Consider the following 18510-nt stretch of genomic DNA (forward strand, 5'->3'; position numbering starts at 1 on the left):
TCATGTCTCAATGCCCGAAGGCAGTAAAAAATTTAAAGAAAGAAATCCAGGCGGAAATAAACCGGCGCTTCACGCTCAGTGATCGGCCCCGGGCGTTCCAAAGAGTGTGCAAAGGTCACCGTGGCGGCGACGTTCTGCCCGCGCGCGAACAAGTCCACGGAGTTGCTGGTCATGCGCCCGTGCTGTTCGGCGTTGTAGCGGCCATGGCTGATCACGCCCTGGTCGTAGCCGAGGCTGGTGCCGTACTCGGCGAACACTGGCTGCAACCACGCGAGGGTCACCGGCCTACTCCAGCGCAGGTCGTTGCGCCAGTAGCCGCCGCTGTCGCCGGACAGACTTTGATCCTTGTAACCGCGTATCGAAGATTGCCCGCCCAGGCTCATGCGCTGCGGGCTGAACAGCACGTCTTCGCTGCGTTGGCCGGTCATCAGGCTGCTGAAGCTGAACGACTCGCCCCACACTTTGAACGGGTACAGGTAGCTCACTGTGGCGGTGTATTTTCGGTAGCGCGCATCGGCCTGGCCGGGGCGTGGGTTGTGGTTGGCCTGGGCGTCGAAGGCGCCGATGCCGTCCTGCATGCCCAGGTCGATGTTGAGGAACGAACCACCAATGCGTCGGCCGTGGTTGATGCCAAACTGGGCTTCGCTGAGGCGGTTGCTGCTCAGGGCGAGTTTGCTGTCTTCGATGAAGTTGTTGGTGCGCAGGTAGGCCACGCCGGTACTGAGGGAGGTTTTGCTCAGGGCGTCGCGGTGGATGACCCGCTCCAGGCGCAGTTGGTGGTTTTGGCTGTCGCCCGATTGTTTGAAGTTGAAGCCGCTGGCCTGGGCCAGCGAGCGGTAGTCGCTTTCGCTGTAGGTGTAATTGAGGTTCCACCAGCCGAACGGCAGGTTGTAATTGAGCATCGAGTTGCGCGAGGTTTTCTGGTGGTCGCTGATCGCATCGTGGCCGCCTCGTAGCGACAATTGGTCCGCCAGGCCCAGCGGGTTGTCCCAATCCAGGCTGGCGCCCCACTGCTGTTCGCCGGTGCTGCGCTGGCCGCCGTTGTGACGGGAAAGGCCGACGCGCCAGGGTTTTTGCGGGGTGTTCTTGACCAGCACTTCGCTGCCGCCGACTGCTTTGCCCGGTGCCAATTCCATCTGCGCCTGGTTGGAGGGCAAGCGGTTCAGTTGGTCGACCATCTGCTCGATTTCGCGCAGGTTGAGCAGGTCGCCTGATTTGCCTGGGAAACTCATGGCGAGCTGGCGGTCAGTGATCCCGCTGCCCTCTGCGCCCTTCATGCCTTCCAAGCGGCCTTCCACCACTTGTACCTTGAGGTTGCCACTGCCGAGGTTTTGTTGCGGCAGGTAGGCGCGACTGGTGACCAGACCTTTGGCCAAGTAATGGTCGGTGATGACCTTGAGCAGATCATTGAGCTGTGGCACGCCAAGACATTGGCCGATGTAGGGCTTGAGCAGGCTGGCGCGCTCGCCTTCGGACAGCGCGTCGGCGCCGCTGAGTTCAATGGTGTTGATGGCGAAACAGCGAGTGTCGGCGGGCGCTGTCGGCTTGGCTGGGGCGGCGGCTTTGCCGGGCAGGTCCTTGAGCTCTTCGAGGCGGCGCTGTTGCTCTTCGAGCAGGCGATCCTGGCGATCGCGGATCAGGTCGGTGACGCCTGGCGTGTCCTGCGGGGTTGCGCCTTGGGCCATCCCGGCCGTGCTCAGGCAAAAAAATGCGAACAGCAGGCAAAGCCTGGTCCGACGTACCGAACGCCACATTGACAGATCCCTCTATATGGCACAGTGCCATCAATTGGCGGCGATCATAGAGTGGCGAAATAGTGGCGTCAATTAAATGTACAACTTTGTTCCACTGCCGACATAAAGAGAATCGGTATTACCGCCCGGGGCGAAGACAGAACGCTCTGACGCTCTCCTTTAAAGAGCCGAGCGTTCTAGTCATGGACCAAGCCCATATAGGGTTAGCTTGTCTCTCACGCTTTCGCTCACCTGTGTCTCAACCCAAGACGTTAGATAGGCCGCTACCGCATCGCCTCCAGTGCGTGCCTCACCTGCTCAACATCCACATGAACAGACTTCAGAGTCGTGGCGATGCTTCGATGCCCCCACAGATCCTTGACGATATGGCGGCGGCTAAAGCCGAGAAAATCACTTGATATGACCCTGTGACGACGCGCCTATTGGTCACTACGCCGATCACCGGTGACCGTAGCAAACGTCAGATCCACCACTCACACCACCCCGTCGTAAGTCCGAATGTTCTGCCGCAACGCCGCCAGAAAGGAAAAGGCATTCTCCACCCGCTCCCCCTCAAACCCCTGGTAGTAATTGTTCGCCGTCAACACCGTACCAGCACCGCGTTTGTTATCCGGGTGGAGACAATAGGGAATCGATAAAAACCCACTGTCGAATGCGCTGAGTATCGCTTCGGACAAGTCGGCATCACGCGCCAGCGTGCCTTCAATCAGTCGCCTTGCTGCGTCCAGGATGCGGGCGTGCTCTTGCGCGTCGAACGGGATATCCGGCAACACACCCTTGGTGTGCAAGCAATAGCTGGCGTATTCCAAGGCGGCGATGTTTTCTTCGATCCGAGGAATACGCCGTGACTCCACCGGCGTTTTTATGATCACGCGCTGTACACCGGTGGATCGAATCATGCCGAGTGCATCGCCGGTGATCCGGCAAAACCCGCCCAGGGTTCGTGGGAAAAACCCCATGAACACGTAGCCGACGAAGTGGTAGCTGCCCGGTGCGAAGTATTCGCTGGCGAGTTGTTGCAAGGCGGTCACAGCGGCACGGTCCTGCACGGGCGAGGTGCCCTGGGCGTAGGAGAACGACAACGTCTGGATGCCGTGAGCGCGCAAAAACAGACCTTCCAGAATGTTGAGCGCCACTAAAATGACCGGGTCGCACATCTGCCCCATCATACAGCCGGCAAAGCTCTCGATGTGGCTGTGCTCCGATCCTGCGGAAAGCACCCGACAGGCTTTTGCCCAGTGGCCGAAAGCCTCACGCAGCGGCGTACGGCTGTACGGCAGGCAATAGGAAATGGGCCCGCCCTCGGTGGTGGCCGAGCCGATTTCGACCATGCGTTCGAAGATGTGCAGCGGATCGGGCGAGCCATGGCGAATCTGCACCGGCAGGTGGTAGCGCGCATGAATCTGGTCGAGCATCGCGCGAGTTTTCGTCGCCGGGTGATTCACGATCGGGTAGCCGTTAAGCATGGACGCGCTGTCGATCGCCCGTTGCGCCGCCTCAAGGTTATTCACTCGAGTAAATGCATCGAGGGTGATGGTGCATACGGTGTTCGCGCGACTGGCCGCCGTGGCCTCAAGCCCGGACTGCATCAGGCCGGGGTCACTGAAGCCCATGCGCGGCTGGAGCACTGGGCCGTGCAGGTCAAACTGTTCAAGCACGTGGGTGTTGAAGTCGTTCATGTCGGCAGGCCTTTTCCGGTCCTTGTGTTATCTGGCGCCGAGTACGCGTTCATCGCGCTACCCGCTTTTCCAGGTAATGGGCGGGAAACAACTGTGCGCTGACGAGCGCCTGAAAGGCATCAAAACTGTTCGCCACGCTGTCGTCGAACACCTCGTCACACCCCGCCTCCCGAAGCGTATCGCTGTGCCGGGCGATGGTCTGGGCGTCGTTTTCAGTGCAGATTTTTCCGCCGATGTAGAGCCCGTCGACGTGATGGGTCTCGCTGCGAATGCGCCGGGCGAGTTCGGCGCCCTCAAGGTAGCCGTGACCATTGACCGTGCTGATCACAACGATTGCGCAGCCATTGCGCTCAAGCCGCGCAATGACGTCGTCCATCGGTGTGTTGGGCCCCAGGTTTTCTACCTTGTAGCCCAGGTCGTTGAGCAGAAACTCCATGAACACCAGATTCCAGCTATGGGAGTCTGATGGCACGGTGATGAGCAGTGCGGTTTTGTTGAACGTCATCGTTAAAATCCCTTTTAAGTTTCTGTTTTTCTTGCGTAATACGGAAGTGCGTTCTGGAAGTTGCGAAAGTTGACCGTGACGGCGCTGATATAGCCCCAGTAATCGGCGTAGTTGGTCGGAAACGGTTTTGAGCCGTCGATCCTGTCGCGCTCGCGCGCGGTAATGTAATTGGGCCACTCTTTGGATCGGGGGCGCCGGTGGTGAAAGTCGTGGCACGGCGTATCGCCGACCATCACGAACACACGGATGAACAAATGGAAGCCCAGCATTTTGATCATCCAGACGCTGATGCAAACGCTGCGGCGCAGAGCGCCCGCTGCCTGCGGTATGCGCAACTCTTCACCAATGAATACGCCGGTCGTGCTTTCGCAGATGAAGTCGATACCGCGCCGTTCCAGGACCTCCACGCTGGGCCAGGTGTGCTCGGCAGCCAGGCGGAATGTGGTGCTTATGTGATAGCCGGCAAACACCGGCACCACCCACGCCATGATGAAAAGATCGAAATGGCCCAGGGCTGCCGCCAGTAGACTGACCGTGGCCCAGAAGCTCAGCGTCAGGGCGGCGACACGGCGGTTCGACGCGGTTGCGGTGCCCTTCACTCGGCTCCAGAACGAGCGCAGGATAGCCAGCGGTGACAGCGCGGTGCAGACCAGTTTGGTCCACATCGTGGTCACGCTGTCGGAAGGTGTTAATCCCACCACCCCTTGCAGGTACGACAGAGTGTCGTCATCGTCTGTCAGCAGCGTTTTGGAACTGTGGTGCAGCGTGTGCTCGCGCTTATAGGTATCGAAGGGTTTGAGCATCAATACGCCGGAAATGATCCGGCCCACGGTCACGTTCGTTTCGCGCTGTTCAAACACCATCTCGTGGGCGCAGTTGTGGCAAATCATCACCTGCATCTGCTTGATACCGCCGGTGGCCAGCACAAAACCCAGCGCCCACAAAATGACGCTGCCGTGCAAGTAACCGACGCCGGCCAACACCACGCCCGATGCAATTAATCCCGCTGATACAAGAATATGGTGAATGGGTTTCAGCGTACGAACCTGGTTAAGATCCTCAGGTAGAGGCTTGGCGGTCAGCCAGCTCAAAAATGGCTGCATGAACCCTGGAAGGGTGCGCATCGAGTTACGTATCATCCATGTTTCCTCTGCGGGTTCGTTCCATCGAAAAAAACTGTACCGTGACCTCTCGTTATTTCGAACAGAAATAGATGGGGATCGATTTTTCATTTTTGAGTACGGCATCAACGTGAACTGGGATGATCTGAAAGTTTTTATCTTCGTGGCCAAGTCCAATAACGTGACCGAGGCGGGAAACTCGCTGAAAATTTCGGCATCGACGGTGTCGCGCAAGATCGCCGCACTTGAGGAGTCGCTGAGTGCCGTGCTGTTCCTGAAAAAGACCAACGGCTATTTCCTGACGGAAGCCGGCAGAGCGTTGCTTCCGCTGGCACTGGAGACGCAGGAGCGCTTCAAGCTCATGGAGCGTCAGATATCGCAGCCAAACGACCGGATGGCTGGTCCGGTGCGCATCGATTGCCCGGAGCTGATGGGCACGCACCTGATCATTCCCGGGCTGGCGGACTTCCGTGATCGATACCCCGAGATCAGCTTCGACTTCATCAATACGGCGGTGTCGTCAAAACTCACGCAAAGCCATAGCGACATCATTATCCGCCTGCGCAGGCCGGAAAACGGTAACTTCACCATGCGCCGGGTCGGTACGCTGATGCAGGGGCTTTTCTGTTCGGACGGGTATGCGACCGCTAACAAACTGCCCGCGACGCCGGATGACCTGAAGGACCACCAACTGATTGGCTGGACCGAGGAGATGTCTTATATGCCGCTCGCGCAATGGCTCAATGAGGTGAGCGGCGAGCAGAAACCGTGGATGCGCGTATCCAATCTCAATGCCCAGCTCAAGGCGGTGGAAGCTCATCTGGGGATCGCCGCGCTGCCGACCTATGTCGCACACAAGTCGGGCTTGCGTCAGGTCCTGGCCGACAGCCCGCTGCACAGTTCCGATATATGGCTGCTGCGCAATCAGGCGACGCAGGGCGTGGGTCGCGTCGATCAAGTGGTGGACTACCTGACGGAGCTGTTCCACAGCAAAACGGCAGAGATGTAATAGCGTGCGGTGGATGAAGGGTCATGGCACCAGGATCAGTGAGCCTTGGGTTTGCCGGTCCTGCATGATGCGATGAGCCTCGGCTGCCATGGCGAGCGGAAGGCGCGTTATGAGGGGCACAGCAATCAAACCTTTGGACAGCGAAGCGAGCACCTGTGCGGCACTGCTGGCAAGTTCGGCGTCCTGACCGACGTAGTGCTTCAAGGACGGTCGCGTTACATGCAGCGAGCCCATGCTTCCAAGCCGAGACAGATTGAACCCCGTCACGTCGCCCGATGCATTGCCAAACAGCACCAGATGACCGCGCTGACGCAAGCTGGCCAATGACAGCTCAAAGGTAGCGCGTCCGACAGAGTCGAATACGGTGTGAGCGCCCTTGCCGTCGGTCACTTCACGAATGAACGACAAGGCTCCGGGAGCATCGGAGTCAAGGGCCGCGTAGCAGCCGGCATCCAGCACTTGGCGCCGCTTGGCTTCGCTGGAAGCAAGCCCAATCACCCGTATGCCCCTGGCCGCCAGCCAGCCTGTGGCAATGCTCCCCACACCGCCAGCCGCCGCATGCCACACGACCCAATCGTCAGGCGCGAGCGGTACGCAGCGATGAGTCAGGTATTCGGCGGTCAGCCCCTTGAACATCAATGCAGCGGCGGTTTCACTCGATACGTCATCGGGCAGTCGAATGGCGCGAGTGGCTGGCAGTACAGCGTGACTGGCGTAGCTGCCTGTGGAGCTGTCCACGAATGCGACCCGGTCGCCGGGACTCAAACCTCGCACCTGCGGTCCACAGTCGACCACCCTTCCTGCACCCTCCACGCCCAGGGTTCGTGGAAAGGAAGATCCATCCTCAAGCGCCCCGGAGCGCCGATGTACATCGATGAAATTGACGCCAGCCGCCTCAATGGCAATGGTGATTTCCCCGGGGCCGGCTGCCCGCAATGGGTAGTCCCGTAGTTCGAGGACCTGAGGCTCTCCAGGCTTGGCGAAGACAACAGCATAGGCATGGGTCATGCGACCTCCTTACAGTGGGCCGGTACGCAGGAAAATCCAAACCGCTACCGCGATCAACATCAACCCAAACACCGCGTTCTGTAACACCAGCAGCTTGGGCCGCGCATGGATCAGTCTCTGCACGGACGAGCCCATCGATACCCAGACGACATGGGAAAAGAAATTCAGCGAAATCAGTGCAGCGCTCAAAATCAGGACCGTGCTGCTGCTGGTCTCTCCGGAGGGCATGAAGGTGGAAAACATCACCATCAGCATCACGATGCCCTGCACATTGCCCAACTGCACGACGATGCCGTCTCGAAACTGCAGATGTATGGCTTTGTCGCCAGGCGCCTTCAGCGGACGACGCAGCAGGCGTACACCCAGCCACAGAATGTAGAAACTGCCGAGCACTTGCAGGACCCACACCAGTCGCGGGCTGTTCATCAGCGTGTGGTAAAGCCCCAGCCCGACCAGCACCGCCAGCAGGAAATAGGTGATGTCCAGGCCGATGATGAACTGCACCGAACGACGTACACCGCTTTGTGCGCCCGATGTCGCAACCATCAAGTTTCCGGGCCCTGCACTAAGCGTCAGCGGGGCCATGGTTGACAGCCAAAGCAGCCAGTTGATGCTGAATATCTCTTGCACGTTGTTATCCTCGATCACAGCATGGAATGCACGGTTCAAGTCTAATTGGCAGTTGCTTATAAGGTTATAGCGAAGAGCGCAAAGTGATATCCCATAAATGGGGCAAACGGGGCGGCGCTTGTTTTGTGGCCGGGAGGGAGGGGGCTCGCGCCCTTCCCGGTTATTTGATGCCTGGAGAGTCCGGGGGGATTCAACTTTCAGGGGGCTTGCTTCTGAATCGTAGGATTAGAGACGGCTTCATGCTGGTCACGCTGTGCGCTTTGATCACCCGGGAGAAATCCAAGGCAAAAAAAAGCCTGCATCTCTGCAGGCTTCTCTTTATGTTGCTATCTGGCTCCACGACCTGGACTCGAACCAGGGACCCAATGATTAACAGTCATTTGCTCTACCAACTGAGCTATCGCGGAATGCGCCGTATGTTACTGATTAAAAAGGAGAAGTCAAGCCTTGCCTGGCATTCGGTGGCATTAATCCGGATAGCCGGTTGAATCGGCGTGTTCCTTGGCCAACTCCAGCCAGGCCAAGGCGGCGGGTGGCAGGTGGGCGCTGGCGCGCCAGGCCAGGGCGATGTGCCAGTCGGTGTGGGGTTCGTCCAAGGGGACCAGGGCGATGCCGGCGTGTTGATGTTTGTGCGCCAGCATCCGCGGCAGGAAGGCCACGCCCAGGCCGGCGGCGACCAGGTCGACGATAAAGTCGATCTGCCCGCTGCGGGCGGTCACCTTGGGGGTGACGCCTTTGTGCTCGCAGGCGGCGAGGATCTTGGCGTTCAGGGCGAAGCCCGCTTCGAACAAGATGAACGGCGAGTCCGCCAAGTCGGTGAAGTCGATGCGTGTGTGCGAAGCCAGTGGATGGCTGATGGGCAGCACGGCCATCAGCGGTTCATTGCGCACCGGTTGGTAGTTAAAGTCTTCGTCGACCGGCAGCAGCAGGGCCGCCAGGTCGACCTCTCCTGCTTCCAGGCACTCGCGCAGTTTTTTGCTGCCGTATTCGGTGAGTTCGATGTCGATGTCCGGGTAGCGGCTGCGGTAGGTGGCGAACATCGTCGCGAACAGCACACCGCAGCCAACCGGCGGCAAACCGATACGCAGCACGCCACGCTTGAGGCCACGCAGGTCGTTGATCTCGGCCACCAGGTCGTTGTGCTCGGCGAGCAGCACCAAGCCACGGCGGTAGGCAATTTCTCCGGCTGCGGTGAGTTCGTTGCGGTGGCCAAGACGATTGAGCAGTGGCGTACCCAATTCCTCTTCCAGGGTCTTGACCGCCTTACTCACGGTGGATTGGGTCAGGGACACCACCTCGGCAGCCTGGGAGAAACCACCCTGGCGCACCACTTCGACAAAGGCACGCAATGTTCTCAAGTTCATCAGTATTCCCTTGGCGACTGGATACCAGTGATAAAAGTTGTTTTTATCATGACATAAATTTACCTATCCTGATCCGCCCTGCCTCGTGGAGACACCGTTCATGATCATCTCGTCCGCCTCCGACTACCGCGCAGCCGCCCAGCGCAAGCTGCCGCGCTTCCTGTTCGACTACATCGACGGCGGCGCCTACGCCGAACACACGATGCGTGCGAACAGTTCGGACCTGGCCGAGATCAGCCTGCGCCAGCGCATCCTGCGCAACGTGGATAACCTGAGCCTGAAAACCACAGTGTTCGGCCAGGAACTGGACATGCCGGTGATCCTCAGCCCGGTGGGCCTGACCGGCATGTATGCGCGGCGTGGTGAAGTTCAGGCGGCTAAAGCGGCGGCGAACAAAGGCGTTCCGTTCTGCCTGTCGACGGTGTCGGTGTGCCCGATTGAAGAAGTCGCGTCACAAAGCGCGCGGGCGATCTGGTTCCAACTCTATGTGCTCAAGGACCGGGGTTTTATGCGCAACGCGCTGGAGCGCGCACAAGCCGCGGGGGTCACCACACTGGTCTTTACCGTGGACATGCCCACGCCCGGCGCGCGCTATCGCGATGCTCACTCGGGCATGTCCGGCCCGTTCGCCGCGCAGCGACGTATGCTGCAGGCCATGACCAAGCCGCAGTGGGCTTTCGACGTCGGCTTGATGGGCCGCCCGCACGACCTGGGCAATATCTCCAAGTACCTGGGCAAACCCACGCATCTGGAAGACTACATCGGCTGGCTCGCCAACAACTTCGACCCGTCGATCAGTTGGAAAGACCTGGAGTGGATCCGCGAATTCTGGAAAGGCCCGATGATCATCAAAGGCATCCTCGACCCCCAGGACGCCAAGGACGCAGTGAGTTTCGGCGCCGATGGCATCGTGGTGTCCAACCATGGCGGCCGCCAATTGGACGGCGTGCTGTCCACCGCCAAGGCCCTGCCACCGATTGCCGATGCGGTGGGCGACGACCTCACGGTGCTGGTGGACTCCGGCATCCGTTCCGGGCTGGACGTGGTGCGCATGCTTGCCCTGGGGGCCAAGGCGTGCCTGCTGGGTCGCGCCAGCGCCTATGCCCTGGCTGCCGATGGCCAAAACGGCGTGGAAAACCTGCTGGACATTTTCGCCAAAGAAATGCGCGTGGCGATGACCTTGACCGGCGTAACGTCGATTGATCAGATTGACCACACCACCCTGGTAGGCCAGTGGCAGTAAGACTGACATCAGCCAAATAACCGGCGCGCTGATCCAACGACTGCTTTCTGATTAGGGAGTAGTCGTTGTTTTATAAGAACATTTAATAATGTTAAACAAATTGGCATGAATATCGCTCTAACCAATCCCAAGCAGGTTAAGCGATGACAAGACGTGCGGCGGTGCCCAGGGGTTATAACCCACTGCAAAGCGGTCTAAACTGTTACTAATGTTTTACGGAACTGAAGGAACAGTAAGACGCTTGGCACTTGCCACTCTCATCGAGCCTGTAAGACAGCTTAGTGCTTAGAGGCCGATCGCTTATGAAAACACCTACCCAGACCAACGCAATTGACTTCGACAGTGCCAAATTGCAACGCCTGGGGTTTGGTCAGCCATCCCTCCTTCCACGCCGCCCCACGACCCTTGCTCAACTTCGCCAACAGCTCGGCCAGCAATTGCAAACCAGCCTGGAGCCGGAGCGCATCCTCGGCGTGTTCTTCCGCGAGATCCAGCGCCTGGTACCCCTGGACGCCCTGCAATACCGTCATCAAGCCAGCGACCTGCGCCTGGAATTCGGCCATCGCGGCCACCATTCGGTGAGCTACAGCCTGAGCCATGAAGGCGAACACCTGGGCGAGCTGATCTTTCGGCGTAACCAACGGTTGTCGGAAGAGGAACTCGGCCAGCTCGAATCGCTGCTGGCCCCCCTGCTCTACCCGATGCGCAACGCCCTGCTGTATCGCGCCGCCACCCGCAGTGCCCTGCGCGACCCGTTAACCGAGACCGGCAACCGCATCGCCATGGACCAGACCCTGCAACGGGAAATCGACATGGCGCGCCGGCACCTGAACCCGCTGTCCTTGTTGATGATCGACATCGATCACTTCAAGCGCATCAACGACACCCATGGCCACGCTGCGGGCGATAATGTATTGCGCGCCGTCGCCGCGGCGATCAAGGGCCAGTTGCGTAACGTGGACATGGTGTTCCGGTTTGGCGGGGAAGAGTTTCTGATCCTGCTGTCCAACACCGGCCGAGACGCGGCGGCGATGGTCGGTGAGCGCCTGCGCCAAGCGGCACAGGCCCAGGACTACTGGGCGGATGACACGCGGATCGAATTGACGGTAAGCCTCGGTTGCTCGACCTTGCTGGCCGCCGAGTCTGCCGAAAGCCTGCTGCGCCGAGCCGACACCGCGTTATACGTGGCCAAGCGCGAAGGCCGTAACCGCCTGGCGATGGCGGGGTAACCCCGCCAACGCGCGACACTTCAATGCTGGCGAGGGAGCAAGCTCCCTCACCACAGGTCAAGCTTCGCTGGCGACCCGCGCCTGGCGCTCACGCATCACTGCGGGGGCTTTCTCTTTCTCCAGGCGCATGCAGCTTTCCAGGAACAGGAACATGTAGTCGTAGCTCTTGCACACGGCTTGGCGCAGTTCTGCCTGCAGTTCCTTGGTCGGGTTCATGCCGGCCAGGGTGCAGATGATTTCCAGCGCTTCCCACGGGTGGGCATCATCGTACTGGGCGTGCATTTTCAGCCACTTCATCGCACGTTTGCGCTCTTCCTCGGGAAAAGCCGCCGCATAGACGCCGGTGGAACACACCACGGCGGACCATTCCCCGGTCGCCCCTTCGATCGCGTAGTTGGTCGCGGCGATGGCCACGATCAGCGAATCGGCGGAGCTGGTGTGCCAGCACCAATGGCTCAGTGCATGCAACTCCGGCGATACGTTCTGGGCCTGCAACTCCTCCAGGCTCACACCATGGGCACGGGCCCAGTGCACCCAATAGTCGGCGTGGTTGAGTTCCACGCGAATATTGCGCATCAGCCAGCGGCGCGCCATGTCTTCCCCAGGATGGCGGGCAAATTTGGTCTTGGTGAGGTTCTGTGCCATGTACAAGGCAAACTGTTCCACCACTGGCCAGCCACCGATCAGGTAATGGCGCATGGTTTTGGCGCTGAGCGTGTTATCGCGCATGCGCTGGTACAGTTCGTGTTCGACAACTCGACGCTTGCTCTCGCTACAGTCCAGGATCAGTTTCTGAGCCCAGGCGGGGTAACTCGAGGCTTCCATAAGCGGGCCGGTTCTGTTGAATGTGTCGATCACTGTTAAGGCTCCTTTTTAAGTGTGATTGTACAGACCAGCAAATGTTTCAGCGGAATGTGCCGGGCGCCTTGAATAACAGAGGCTGCGGCCGCACAGGTCGACACTGCAAGCTATCAAAGGTAAACAATTGCGGTCGTTCAATCAGGTAGCCCTGAGCGTAATCCACACCAATTTCGAGTAACGCCTGTTCGATTTGCGGTGTCTCGACAAACTCTGCAATTGTGCGCTTACCCATGACGTGGCCGATGTGGTTGATCACTTCGACCATCGCGCGGTTAATCGGGTCGTCCAGCATATCCTTTACGAAACTTCCATCGATCTTCAGGAAGTCTACAGGTAAATGTTTGAGATAGGCGAATGAGGACATTCCGGCACAAAAGTCATCCAACGAAAACTGACAGCCTAAGGCTTTGAGTTCATTAATAAAGCGGATCGCACTGCCCAAGTTTGCAATAGCGCTGGTTTCGGTTATTTCAAAACAGATCATGCCGGGCGGAATTGCGTAAGTATGAAATTTCTCACGCAAAAATCCGAGAAAGTCATCATCACCAATAGTTATGCCTGACAGATTGATCGCACACATGGCCATAGGGCGACCTGGACGCTCGTGCAGGCAACGGGCGATGATCTTGAACACATTCTCCACCACCCAACGGTCAAGGGATGTCATCAGACCGTAGCGCTCGGCGGCCGGGATAAAGCTGTCGGGCAAGATGATGCGCCCGGCTTCGTCGTGCAGGCGCAGCAGTATCTCGATATGCCCATCACCACCGTCGGTCTGCCCCAGGGGTGAGATTTCCTGGGCATACAGGCAGAACCGGTTCTCTTCCAGGGCCATGTGCAGACGCTGCACCCAGGCCATTTCGCCAAAGCGCAGCGACAGTTCCGAGTCGTCGGCGTGGTACACCTGCACACGGTTGCGGCCCTTTTCCTTGGCCATGTAGCACGCCATGTCGGCGGCGCGCAGTGAGGTTTCCAGGGTGGTCGGGGTGTGCCCCAAGTGCACCAGGCCGATGCTGACGGTGGTCATGAACGGCCGGCCCTTCCACACAAAGTGCAGGCTTTGCACGGTATGGCGCAGGCTCTCGGCGATTTTCTCCGCCACCGCCGCCGGGCAATTCTCCAGCAGGATGCCGAATTCATCCCCGCCCAGGCGCGCCAGGGTGTCGCCTTCGCGCAGGTCCGATTGCAGCAGCGCGCAGATATGCCGCAGCAGCTCATCACCCGCCGCGTGGCCACAGGTGTCGTTGACCAGCTTGAACTGGTCCAGGTCAAGAAACATCAAGGCATGTCGCCCGCCGTACTGCTGAGCGGCAGGATGCAGCACCTGTTCCAGGCGGAACTCGAATTCACGACGGTTGGCCAGGCCGGTCAGGGCGTCGTGAGTCGCCTGCCAGGACAGGTTGGCAATGTATTGACGCTCCTGGGTCATATCATGCAACACCAGCACCGCCCCGGTGACTTTACCCCCGCTGCGGATCGGCGCGCCCACCAGGGTCACCGACACCGTACTGCCATCCAGGCGTTGGATGGTTTTCGAATGCTCGCTGCCACCGCTCAGTTGGCCCTTCACGATATGTTCGATCAGGGTAAAGCCGTCGGGCTGGGCATTGTCATCCAGCAAGTTGAACAGCGCTGCCAGCGGTAACCCTTGCGCCTGGGCCGAATTCCAGTGGGTCAGCGCCTCGGCCGCCGGGTTCATATAGCTGATGGCGCCGTCGACGTCGGTCGTGATCACCCCATCGCCAATCGACTCCAGGGTGATCTGCGCCCGCTCCTTCTCCTGTTGCAGGGCATCGGCAAAGGCGTGGCGCTGAGCCAGTAACTTATGCGTACGCAACAACGCCAGCACAATCAGGCCGAGCGCCGTGGCCAGGTTGGTGATCAGCAGCAACCCCAGGATCATCCGCGAGCCTTCGCCCAACGCATCACTAAAGGCCTTGGCAGCGGGCGTCACGCCTTCGTTGATGGCGATGATATGCGCCTTCCATTGCTGCACATCGTTGGCGCTGACCTGGTCGCGAGTGATCGAGCTGTGCATCTCACGCGCCAGTTCATCCAATTGCACCAGGTAGCCATCGCCTACGGTCCACAGCTCGATGGCTTTTTCCAGGTAGCTGAAATGGCGAAAATTGAGGTACAACCAGATCAGGCTGGAAACGTCATCCGGGTGGTTGCCGCCTTTGAGAATGCCCAGGCGTGCAGCGCTCAGGTCGGGCGTGGAACGGTCCAGGGCAATGCGCAGTTCATGCCCGCCCTGGGGCACGGCAATGGCCTGCTGGTATTTGAGGTAAGTGGTTTCGTCGCGGTTATCGGCGTACAGCGTCAGGTAATAGATGGCGTCTTTCTGGCCCTTGGACCACAGGCTTTCGCCGGCCACATAGCCACGTACTGCCGAAAGCACGTAAAGACTGACGCAGCCTAACAATGCCTGGAACAGTACGACGGCTATAAAGGGCCAGACAATGCCCAACAGCCTTGGCGTTCCGAGAGTCCGCTTTTGCTTCATGAAGTCCCTTGCACATGCACTGCTGGATACGCACGCGAAAATCCGCTTCTGATAGCTCAGCCTAGGCTAAATCAACGCACTTGTTGCAGGTGTCCATAGAGTTTGGCGTACAGGCCGCCGTCGGCAATCAACTGTTGATGATCACCATCTTCAGCAATGTGACCGCCGTCGAAGACTAATACTCGATCGGCCTGCTTAACCGCCGACAGGCGGTGGGCAATAATCAGTGTAGTACGCCCGCTGAGGAAGCGCGCGAGCGCCTGGTGCAGGTTGTACTCGGTGGCGGCGTCCAGGGCGGAAGTCGCTTCGTCGAGGATCACCACTTTCGGCTCGGCCAACACCATGCGCGCAATCGCCAGGCGCTGACGCTGCCCGCCGGAAAACCGCACTCCGGAACGCCCCACCACGCTGTCCAGGCCCATCGGCAATGCCTTGACGGTAGCCTCCAACTGCGCAATTTCCAGTGCCTGCCAGCAGGCTTGGTCACTGCGCTCGCGGCCCATGGTCAGGTTGGCGCGCACGGTGTCGTTGAACAGCGCCGGGTGTTGCAGCACCACAGCGACGTGCTCGCGAATGGTCTCCAGGCCAATTTCCTGCTGGGTGGCGCCGCCAAATCGGATCGTCCCGGCCTGGGGCGTGTAGAGCCCGAGCAGCAGCTGCACCAGGGTGCTTTTGCCGCCACCGCTGGCGCCGACGATCGCCACCTTTTCACCGGGCGCGATGGCCAGGTTCAACTGGTCGAGCACCCGGTCTTCGCCATAGCCGAAACTGAGGCCGCGCACCTCGATGCCCACGGTCTCACGCCCGGCAAACGGGTCTTGGCCCCCGGCGTACTGCGGCTCATCGGCACGCGCCAGCAGTTCGTTGATCCGCGTCAGCGCCCCGCCCGCCGCGTAGTAGGCGTATTGCAGGTTCAGCAGCTGTTCCACCGGGCCGATCATGAACCACAGGTAACTGAACACCGCGAGCATCTGGCCAATGGACAGGTCGGAGAACAGCACCGTGAGCATCGCGGCGGCGCGGAAGATGTCGATACCAAACTGGAACAGCAAACCACTGGCGCGGCTGGAAGCGTCGGTTTTCCACTGGGAATGGATCGCGTAGTCACGCACCTCCTGGGCACGCTGGCCGAGGCGCCCGAGGAAGAAACCCTGGCGGTTGCCGGCGCGCACTTCCTGAATGGCGTCCAGGGTTTCGGTCAGCGCCTGGGTAAAGCGCGAGGTGCTGTCGTTCTCCAGCTTCTTAAGGTGTTTGACGCGCTTGCCCAACTGCACCGTGGCGTAGATCACCAGCGGGTTGAACAGCAGGATCAGCAAGGCCAGCTGCCAATGCATCCACACCAGAATGGCCGAGGTGCCCACCAGCGTCAGCATCGCCACCAGAAAGCGGCTGAGGGTTTCACCGACGAATTTATCCAGGGTGTCCAGGTCGGTGACCAGGTGCGTGGTGACCGTGCCGCTGCCCAGGCTTTCATATTCGCCCAGGGAAATACGCTTGAGCCGTTCGATCAGGCGCACGCGGATGCGGTACACGATGTCCTTGGCCAGCCGCGCAAACAGCCGCGCCTGCACCACGTTGAATACCAGCGCACCGCAGCGCAGCAACAGGGTCACCAGCAGCATCAGGCCGATATAGCCGGCCGCCTTCTGCCAACCCAGAGGCAGCGCGTGGTTCATCACGTTCAGGGCCGCATCGCCGTGGCCCAGCAGCACTTCGTCCACCAATAACGGCAACAGTAAAGGGATAGGAACGCTGCACAGGGTCGCCAGCACGGCAACGCCGTTGGCGATCCACAGGGATTTCTTGTGGCGCAGGGCCAGCCGGCGAATTTCTGCCCAGGTCAGGCGATCGGTGCGTTGAGGGCGTTCATGCACAGGTTGCCCGCTCCAGCCATCGGCCCAATAACGGCGACAGCTCGGACAACGGCTGGTAACCATTGGTCAGCAGGGCCAACTGGCCATTGCGCTCGGCCAGCAGCGTCGGAAAACCAGCGATGCCCAGATCCTGCACCCACGTAAAGTCGGCAGCGGTGGCGGCGTGTTGCTCGGCACGGTCGAAGGCGCCCGCAAACTCGATACGCGGGATGCCCGCTTGCTCGGCCAACTCCACCAGCACACTGGCCAAGGTCACGTCGCGACCCTCGACATAAAATGCGCGCTGGATCAGCCCCAGCAGCGTCCAGGCACAGTCCGGCGCCAGGCTGCGGGCGGTGACGATGGCGCGGCACGCCGGCTCGGTGTCGTAGACAAAACCATCGGGCAACGCGCCTTCACGCTTGAACGGCTGGCCGGTGGCCTCGGTGACCGCCTGCCAGTGCTCCAGGATGTAGCGCCGAGTGGTTGGCTCCAGCGCCGCACCGCTGCCGGTGCGCAAGCCGCCCACCACCAGGTGCAGTTCCACGCCGGCCGCCTGGGCCTGCTCCACCAACGCCTCGGCCACCGGGGCAAAGCCCCAGCACCAGGAACACATCGGGTCCATTACGTAGAGCAGGCGCGCGGACATGGCTCAGGCCTCGGAAGGGGTTTGCTTGTAGTTGAAACCAATCGGGTGCGGCATGTTGCGGGCCTTGGCCAGCTCGATCTGCTTTTGCCGGTCGATCGCGCTGCGACGGGTTTTCTCCGGCAGCTTATCCCAGCAATGCGGGCAACTGATGCCAGCCACGTAGTGCTCGGAGGCGCGGTCTTCAACGCTCACCGGTGTGCGGCAAGCATGACATTGATCGTAGTCGCCTTCGCTCAGGTCGTGGCGTACGGTCACGCGATTATCGAAAACAAAGCAGTCGCCCTGCCACTTGGTTTCCGCCTGGGGCACCTCTTCGAGGTACTTCAGGATGCCGCCCTTGAGATGATAAACCTCATCGAAGCCTTCGCTGAGCATGTAGCTCGAGGCCTTCTCACAGCGAATGCCACCTGTGCAGAACATGGCGACTTTCTTATGCTTGGCGGGGTCGAAGTTGGCTTTGATGTAATCGGGAAATTCGCGAAAGCTGGTGGTTTTCGGGTCGATCGCGCCCTCAAACGTGCCGATGGACACTTCATAGTCGTTACGGGTGTCGATCAACAGCACTTCCGGGTCGCTGATCAGCGCGTTCCAGTCCTGCGGCTCGACGTAGGTGCCAACTTTCTTGTTCGGGTCGACGCCCTCGACGCCCAGGGTCACGATCTCTTTCTTGAGCTTGACCTTGGTGCGGTAGAACGGCTGGTCGTCGCAGTAGGATTCTTTATGGTCGATGTCGACCATGCGGGGGTCGGTCTTCAGCCAGGCCATCAGGCCATCAATGCCTTCACGGCTGCCGGAAACGGTGCCGTTGATGCCTTCTTCGGCGATCAGCAAGGTGCCTTTGATGCCGTTGTCGACCATCGCCTGCAACAGTGGCTCGCGCAGGGCGACGTAATCTTCGAGAGTGACGAACTTATACAGTGCCGCCACGACGATCGGTTGAGTCATGGGTGTTCTCTCCAGGTGGCTACCCTCGTAAGGGGTGAACCGGATGCAAAAAAAACGCGCCGGCTAAGCGGCGCGTTGCGGATTCTAACAAAATTGGCGACGTTTATGGACCGCCTCTTTACTGTGGCGAGGGAGCTTGCTCCCACTGGGCGGC

Annotated in this window: 15 protein-coding genes and 1 tRNA gene; 3 read left to right on the plus strand and 13 right to left on the minus strand. The window is 59.8% G+C overall.

The features are described from left to right. Positions 1-32: 32 nt before the first annotated feature. The 4 genes from QCBJ_RS26795 to QCBJ_RS26810 form a co-directional block, all read right to left on the minus strand. On the minus strand, positions 33-1754 hold the full coding sequence (locus tag QCBJ_RS26795) for a ShlB/FhaC/HecB family hemolysin secretion/activation protein (RefSeq protein WP_102061938.1): 1722 nt from the start codon (positions 1752-1754) through the stop codon (positions 33-35). 473 nt (positions 1755-2227) lie between these two features. After that, complete coding sequence (locus QCBJ_RS26800; RefSeq protein ID WP_102061939.1) at positions 2228-3433, minus strand: methylaspartate mutase; 1206 nt, start codon at positions 3431-3433, stop codon at positions 2228-2230. 49 nt (positions 3434-3482) lie between these two features. Continuing rightward, on the minus strand, positions 3483-3938 hold the full coding sequence (locus tag QCBJ_RS26805) for a cobalamin B12-binding domain-containing protein (RefSeq protein ID WP_102061940.1): 456 nt from the start codon (positions 3936-3938) through the stop codon (positions 3483-3485). A 14-nt stretch (positions 3939-3952) separates the two neighbouring features. Further along, positions 3953-5029, minus strand: coding sequence for a fatty acid desaturase (locus QCBJ_RS26810; protein ID WP_177410688.1), 1077 nt, complete (start codon positions 5027-5029; stop codon positions 3953-3955). 160 nt (positions 5030-5189) lie between these two features. Here QCBJ_RS26810 and QCBJ_RS26815 point away from each other — a divergent pair, with 160 nt between their 5' ends. Then, a complete protein-coding gene (locus tag QCBJ_RS26815) occupies positions 5190-6068 on the plus strand; it encodes a LysR family transcriptional regulator (RefSeq protein WP_102062039.1) in 879 nt (292 codons plus the stop codon). Positions 6069-6089: 21 nt separating this feature from the next. On the opposite strand, the gene QCBJ_RS26820 is transcribed toward QCBJ_RS26815, so the two are convergent. From QCBJ_RS26820 to QCBJ_RS26835, 4 genes are all read right to left on the minus strand, one after another. Further along, positions 6090-7076 carry a quinone oxidoreductase gene (locus QCBJ_RS26820; RefSeq protein ID WP_224795906.1) on the minus strand — a complete coding sequence of 329 codons (987 nt, stop codon included), beginning with the start codon at positions 7074-7076 and terminating at the stop codon, positions 6090-6092. Positions 7077-7085: 9 nt separating this feature from the next. Beyond that, positions 7086-7706 (minus strand): LysE family translocator, encoded by a 621-nt coding sequence (locus tag QCBJ_RS26825; RefSeq protein ID WP_082893892.1) that lies wholly within the window; start codon positions 7704-7706, stop codon positions 7086-7088. Between the two features lie 331 nt (positions 7707-8037). Further along, positions 8038-8113: transfer RNA gene (locus QCBJ_RS26830), tRNA-Asn, on the minus strand. A 60-nt stretch (positions 8114-8173) separates the two neighbouring features. Beyond that, positions 8174-9070: a LysR family transcriptional regulator gene (locus QCBJ_RS26835; protein WP_102061941.1), complete on the minus strand. Its 897-nt coding sequence runs from the start codon at positions 9068-9070 to the stop codon at positions 8174-8176. Positions 9071-9170: 100 nt separating this feature from the next. Between QCBJ_RS26835 and lldD the strand changes: the two genes are divergently transcribed. Continuing rightward, positions 9171-10313, plus strand: coding sequence for an FMN-dependent L-lactate dehydrogenase LldD (lldD, locus tag QCBJ_RS26840; RefSeq protein WP_102061942.1), 1143 nt, complete (start codon positions 9171-9173; stop codon positions 10311-10313). Between the two features lie 302 nt (positions 10314-10615). Then, a complete protein-coding gene (locus QCBJ_RS26845) occupies positions 10616-11542 on the plus strand; it encodes a GGDEF domain-containing protein (protein WP_043205693.1) in 927 nt (308 codons plus the stop codon). Positions 11543-11599: 57 nt separating this feature from the next. On the opposite strand, the gene QCBJ_RS26850 is transcribed toward QCBJ_RS26845, so the two are convergent. The 5 genes from QCBJ_RS26850 to QCBJ_RS26870 all read right to left on the minus strand — a co-directional run bounded on the left by QCBJ_RS26850 (position 11600) and on the right by QCBJ_RS26870 (position 18356). Next, positions 11600-12367, minus strand: a complete 768-nt coding sequence (locus QCBJ_RS26850) for a TenA family transcriptional regulator (RefSeq protein WP_371916690.1) — start codon at positions 12365-12367, stop codon at positions 11600-11602. A gap of 79 nt (positions 12368-12446) precedes the next feature. Beyond that, positions 12447-14909 carry an EAL domain-containing protein gene (locus QCBJ_RS26855; RefSeq protein ID WP_015885078.1) on the minus strand — a complete coding sequence of 821 codons (2463 nt, stop codon included), beginning with the start codon at positions 14907-14909 and terminating at the stop codon, positions 12447-12449. Positions 14910-14980: 71 nt separating this feature from the next. Beyond that, positions 14981-16783, minus strand: a complete 1803-nt coding sequence (locus QCBJ_RS26860; RefSeq protein ID WP_015885079.1) for an ABC transporter ATP-binding protein — start codon at positions 16781-16783, stop codon at positions 14981-14983. Continuing rightward, positions 16776-17378 carry a DsbA family protein gene (locus QCBJ_RS26865; protein WP_015885080.1) on the minus strand — a complete coding sequence of 201 codons (603 nt, stop codon included), beginning with the start codon at positions 17376-17378 and terminating at the stop codon, positions 16776-16778. The genes QCBJ_RS26860 and QCBJ_RS26865 overlap by 8 nt, the downstream gene beginning before the upstream one ends. A gap of 36 nt (positions 17379-17414) precedes the next feature. Continuing rightward, positions 17415-18356 carry a rhodanese-related sulfurtransferase gene (locus tag QCBJ_RS26870; RefSeq protein WP_093543785.1) on the minus strand — a complete coding sequence of 314 codons (942 nt, stop codon included), beginning with the start codon at positions 18354-18356 and terminating at the stop codon, positions 17415-17417. Positions 18357-18510 lie beyond the last annotated feature (154 nt).

Origin of the sequence: Pseudomonas sp. QC2 (genome assembly GCF_002859085.1) — a bacterium.
In the GTDB taxonomy this organism is placed as follows: domain Bacteria; phylum Pseudomonadota; class Gammaproteobacteria; order Pseudomonadales; family Pseudomonadaceae; genus Aquipseudomonas; species Aquipseudomonas petroselini.

Bases quoted from the DNA above. Each gene is read 5' to 3' on its own strand.
- QCBJ_RS26795 (WP_102061938.1), bottom strand. From the start codon at position 1,754: ATGTGGCGTTCGGTACGTCGGACCAGGCTTTGCCTGCTGTTCGCATTT.
- QCBJ_RS26800 (WP_102061939.1), bottom strand. From the start codon at position 3,433: ATGAACGACTTCAACACCCACGTGCTTGAACAGTTTGACCTGCACGGC.
- QCBJ_RS26805 (WP_102061940.1), bottom strand. From the start codon at position 3,938: ATGACGTTCAACAAAACCGCACTGCTCATCACCGTGCCATCAGACTCC.
- QCBJ_RS26820 (WP_224795906.1), bottom strand. From the start codon at position 7,076: ATGACCCATGCCTATGCTGTTGTCTTCGCCAAGCCTGGAGAGCCTCAG.
- QCBJ_RS26835 (WP_102061941.1), bottom strand. From the start codon at position 9,070: ATGAACTTGAGAACATTGCGTGCCTTTGTCGAAGTGGTGCGCCAGGGT.
- lldD (WP_102061942.1), top strand. From the start codon at position 9,171: ATGATCATCTCGTCCGCCTCCGACTACCGCGCAGCCGCCCAGCGCAAG.
- QCBJ_RS26845 (WP_043205693.1), top strand. From the start codon at position 10,616: ATGAAAACACCTACCCAGACCAACGCAATTGACTTCGACAGTGCCAAA.
- QCBJ_RS26850 (WP_371916690.1), bottom strand. From the start codon at position 12,367: ATGGAAGCCTCGAGTTACCCCGCCTGGGCTCAGAAACTGATCCTGGAC.
- QCBJ_RS26855 (WP_015885078.1), bottom strand. From the start codon at position 14,909: ATGAAGCAAAAGCGGACTCTCGGAACGCCAAGGCTGTTGGGCATTGTC.
- QCBJ_RS26865 (WP_015885080.1), bottom strand. From the start codon at position 17,378: ATGTGTTCCTGGTGCTGGGGCTTTGCCCCGGTGGCCGAGGCGTTGGTG.
- QCBJ_RS26870 (WP_093543785.1), bottom strand. From the start codon at position 18,356: ATGACTCAACCGATCGTCGTGGCGGCACTGTATAAGTTCGTCACTCTC.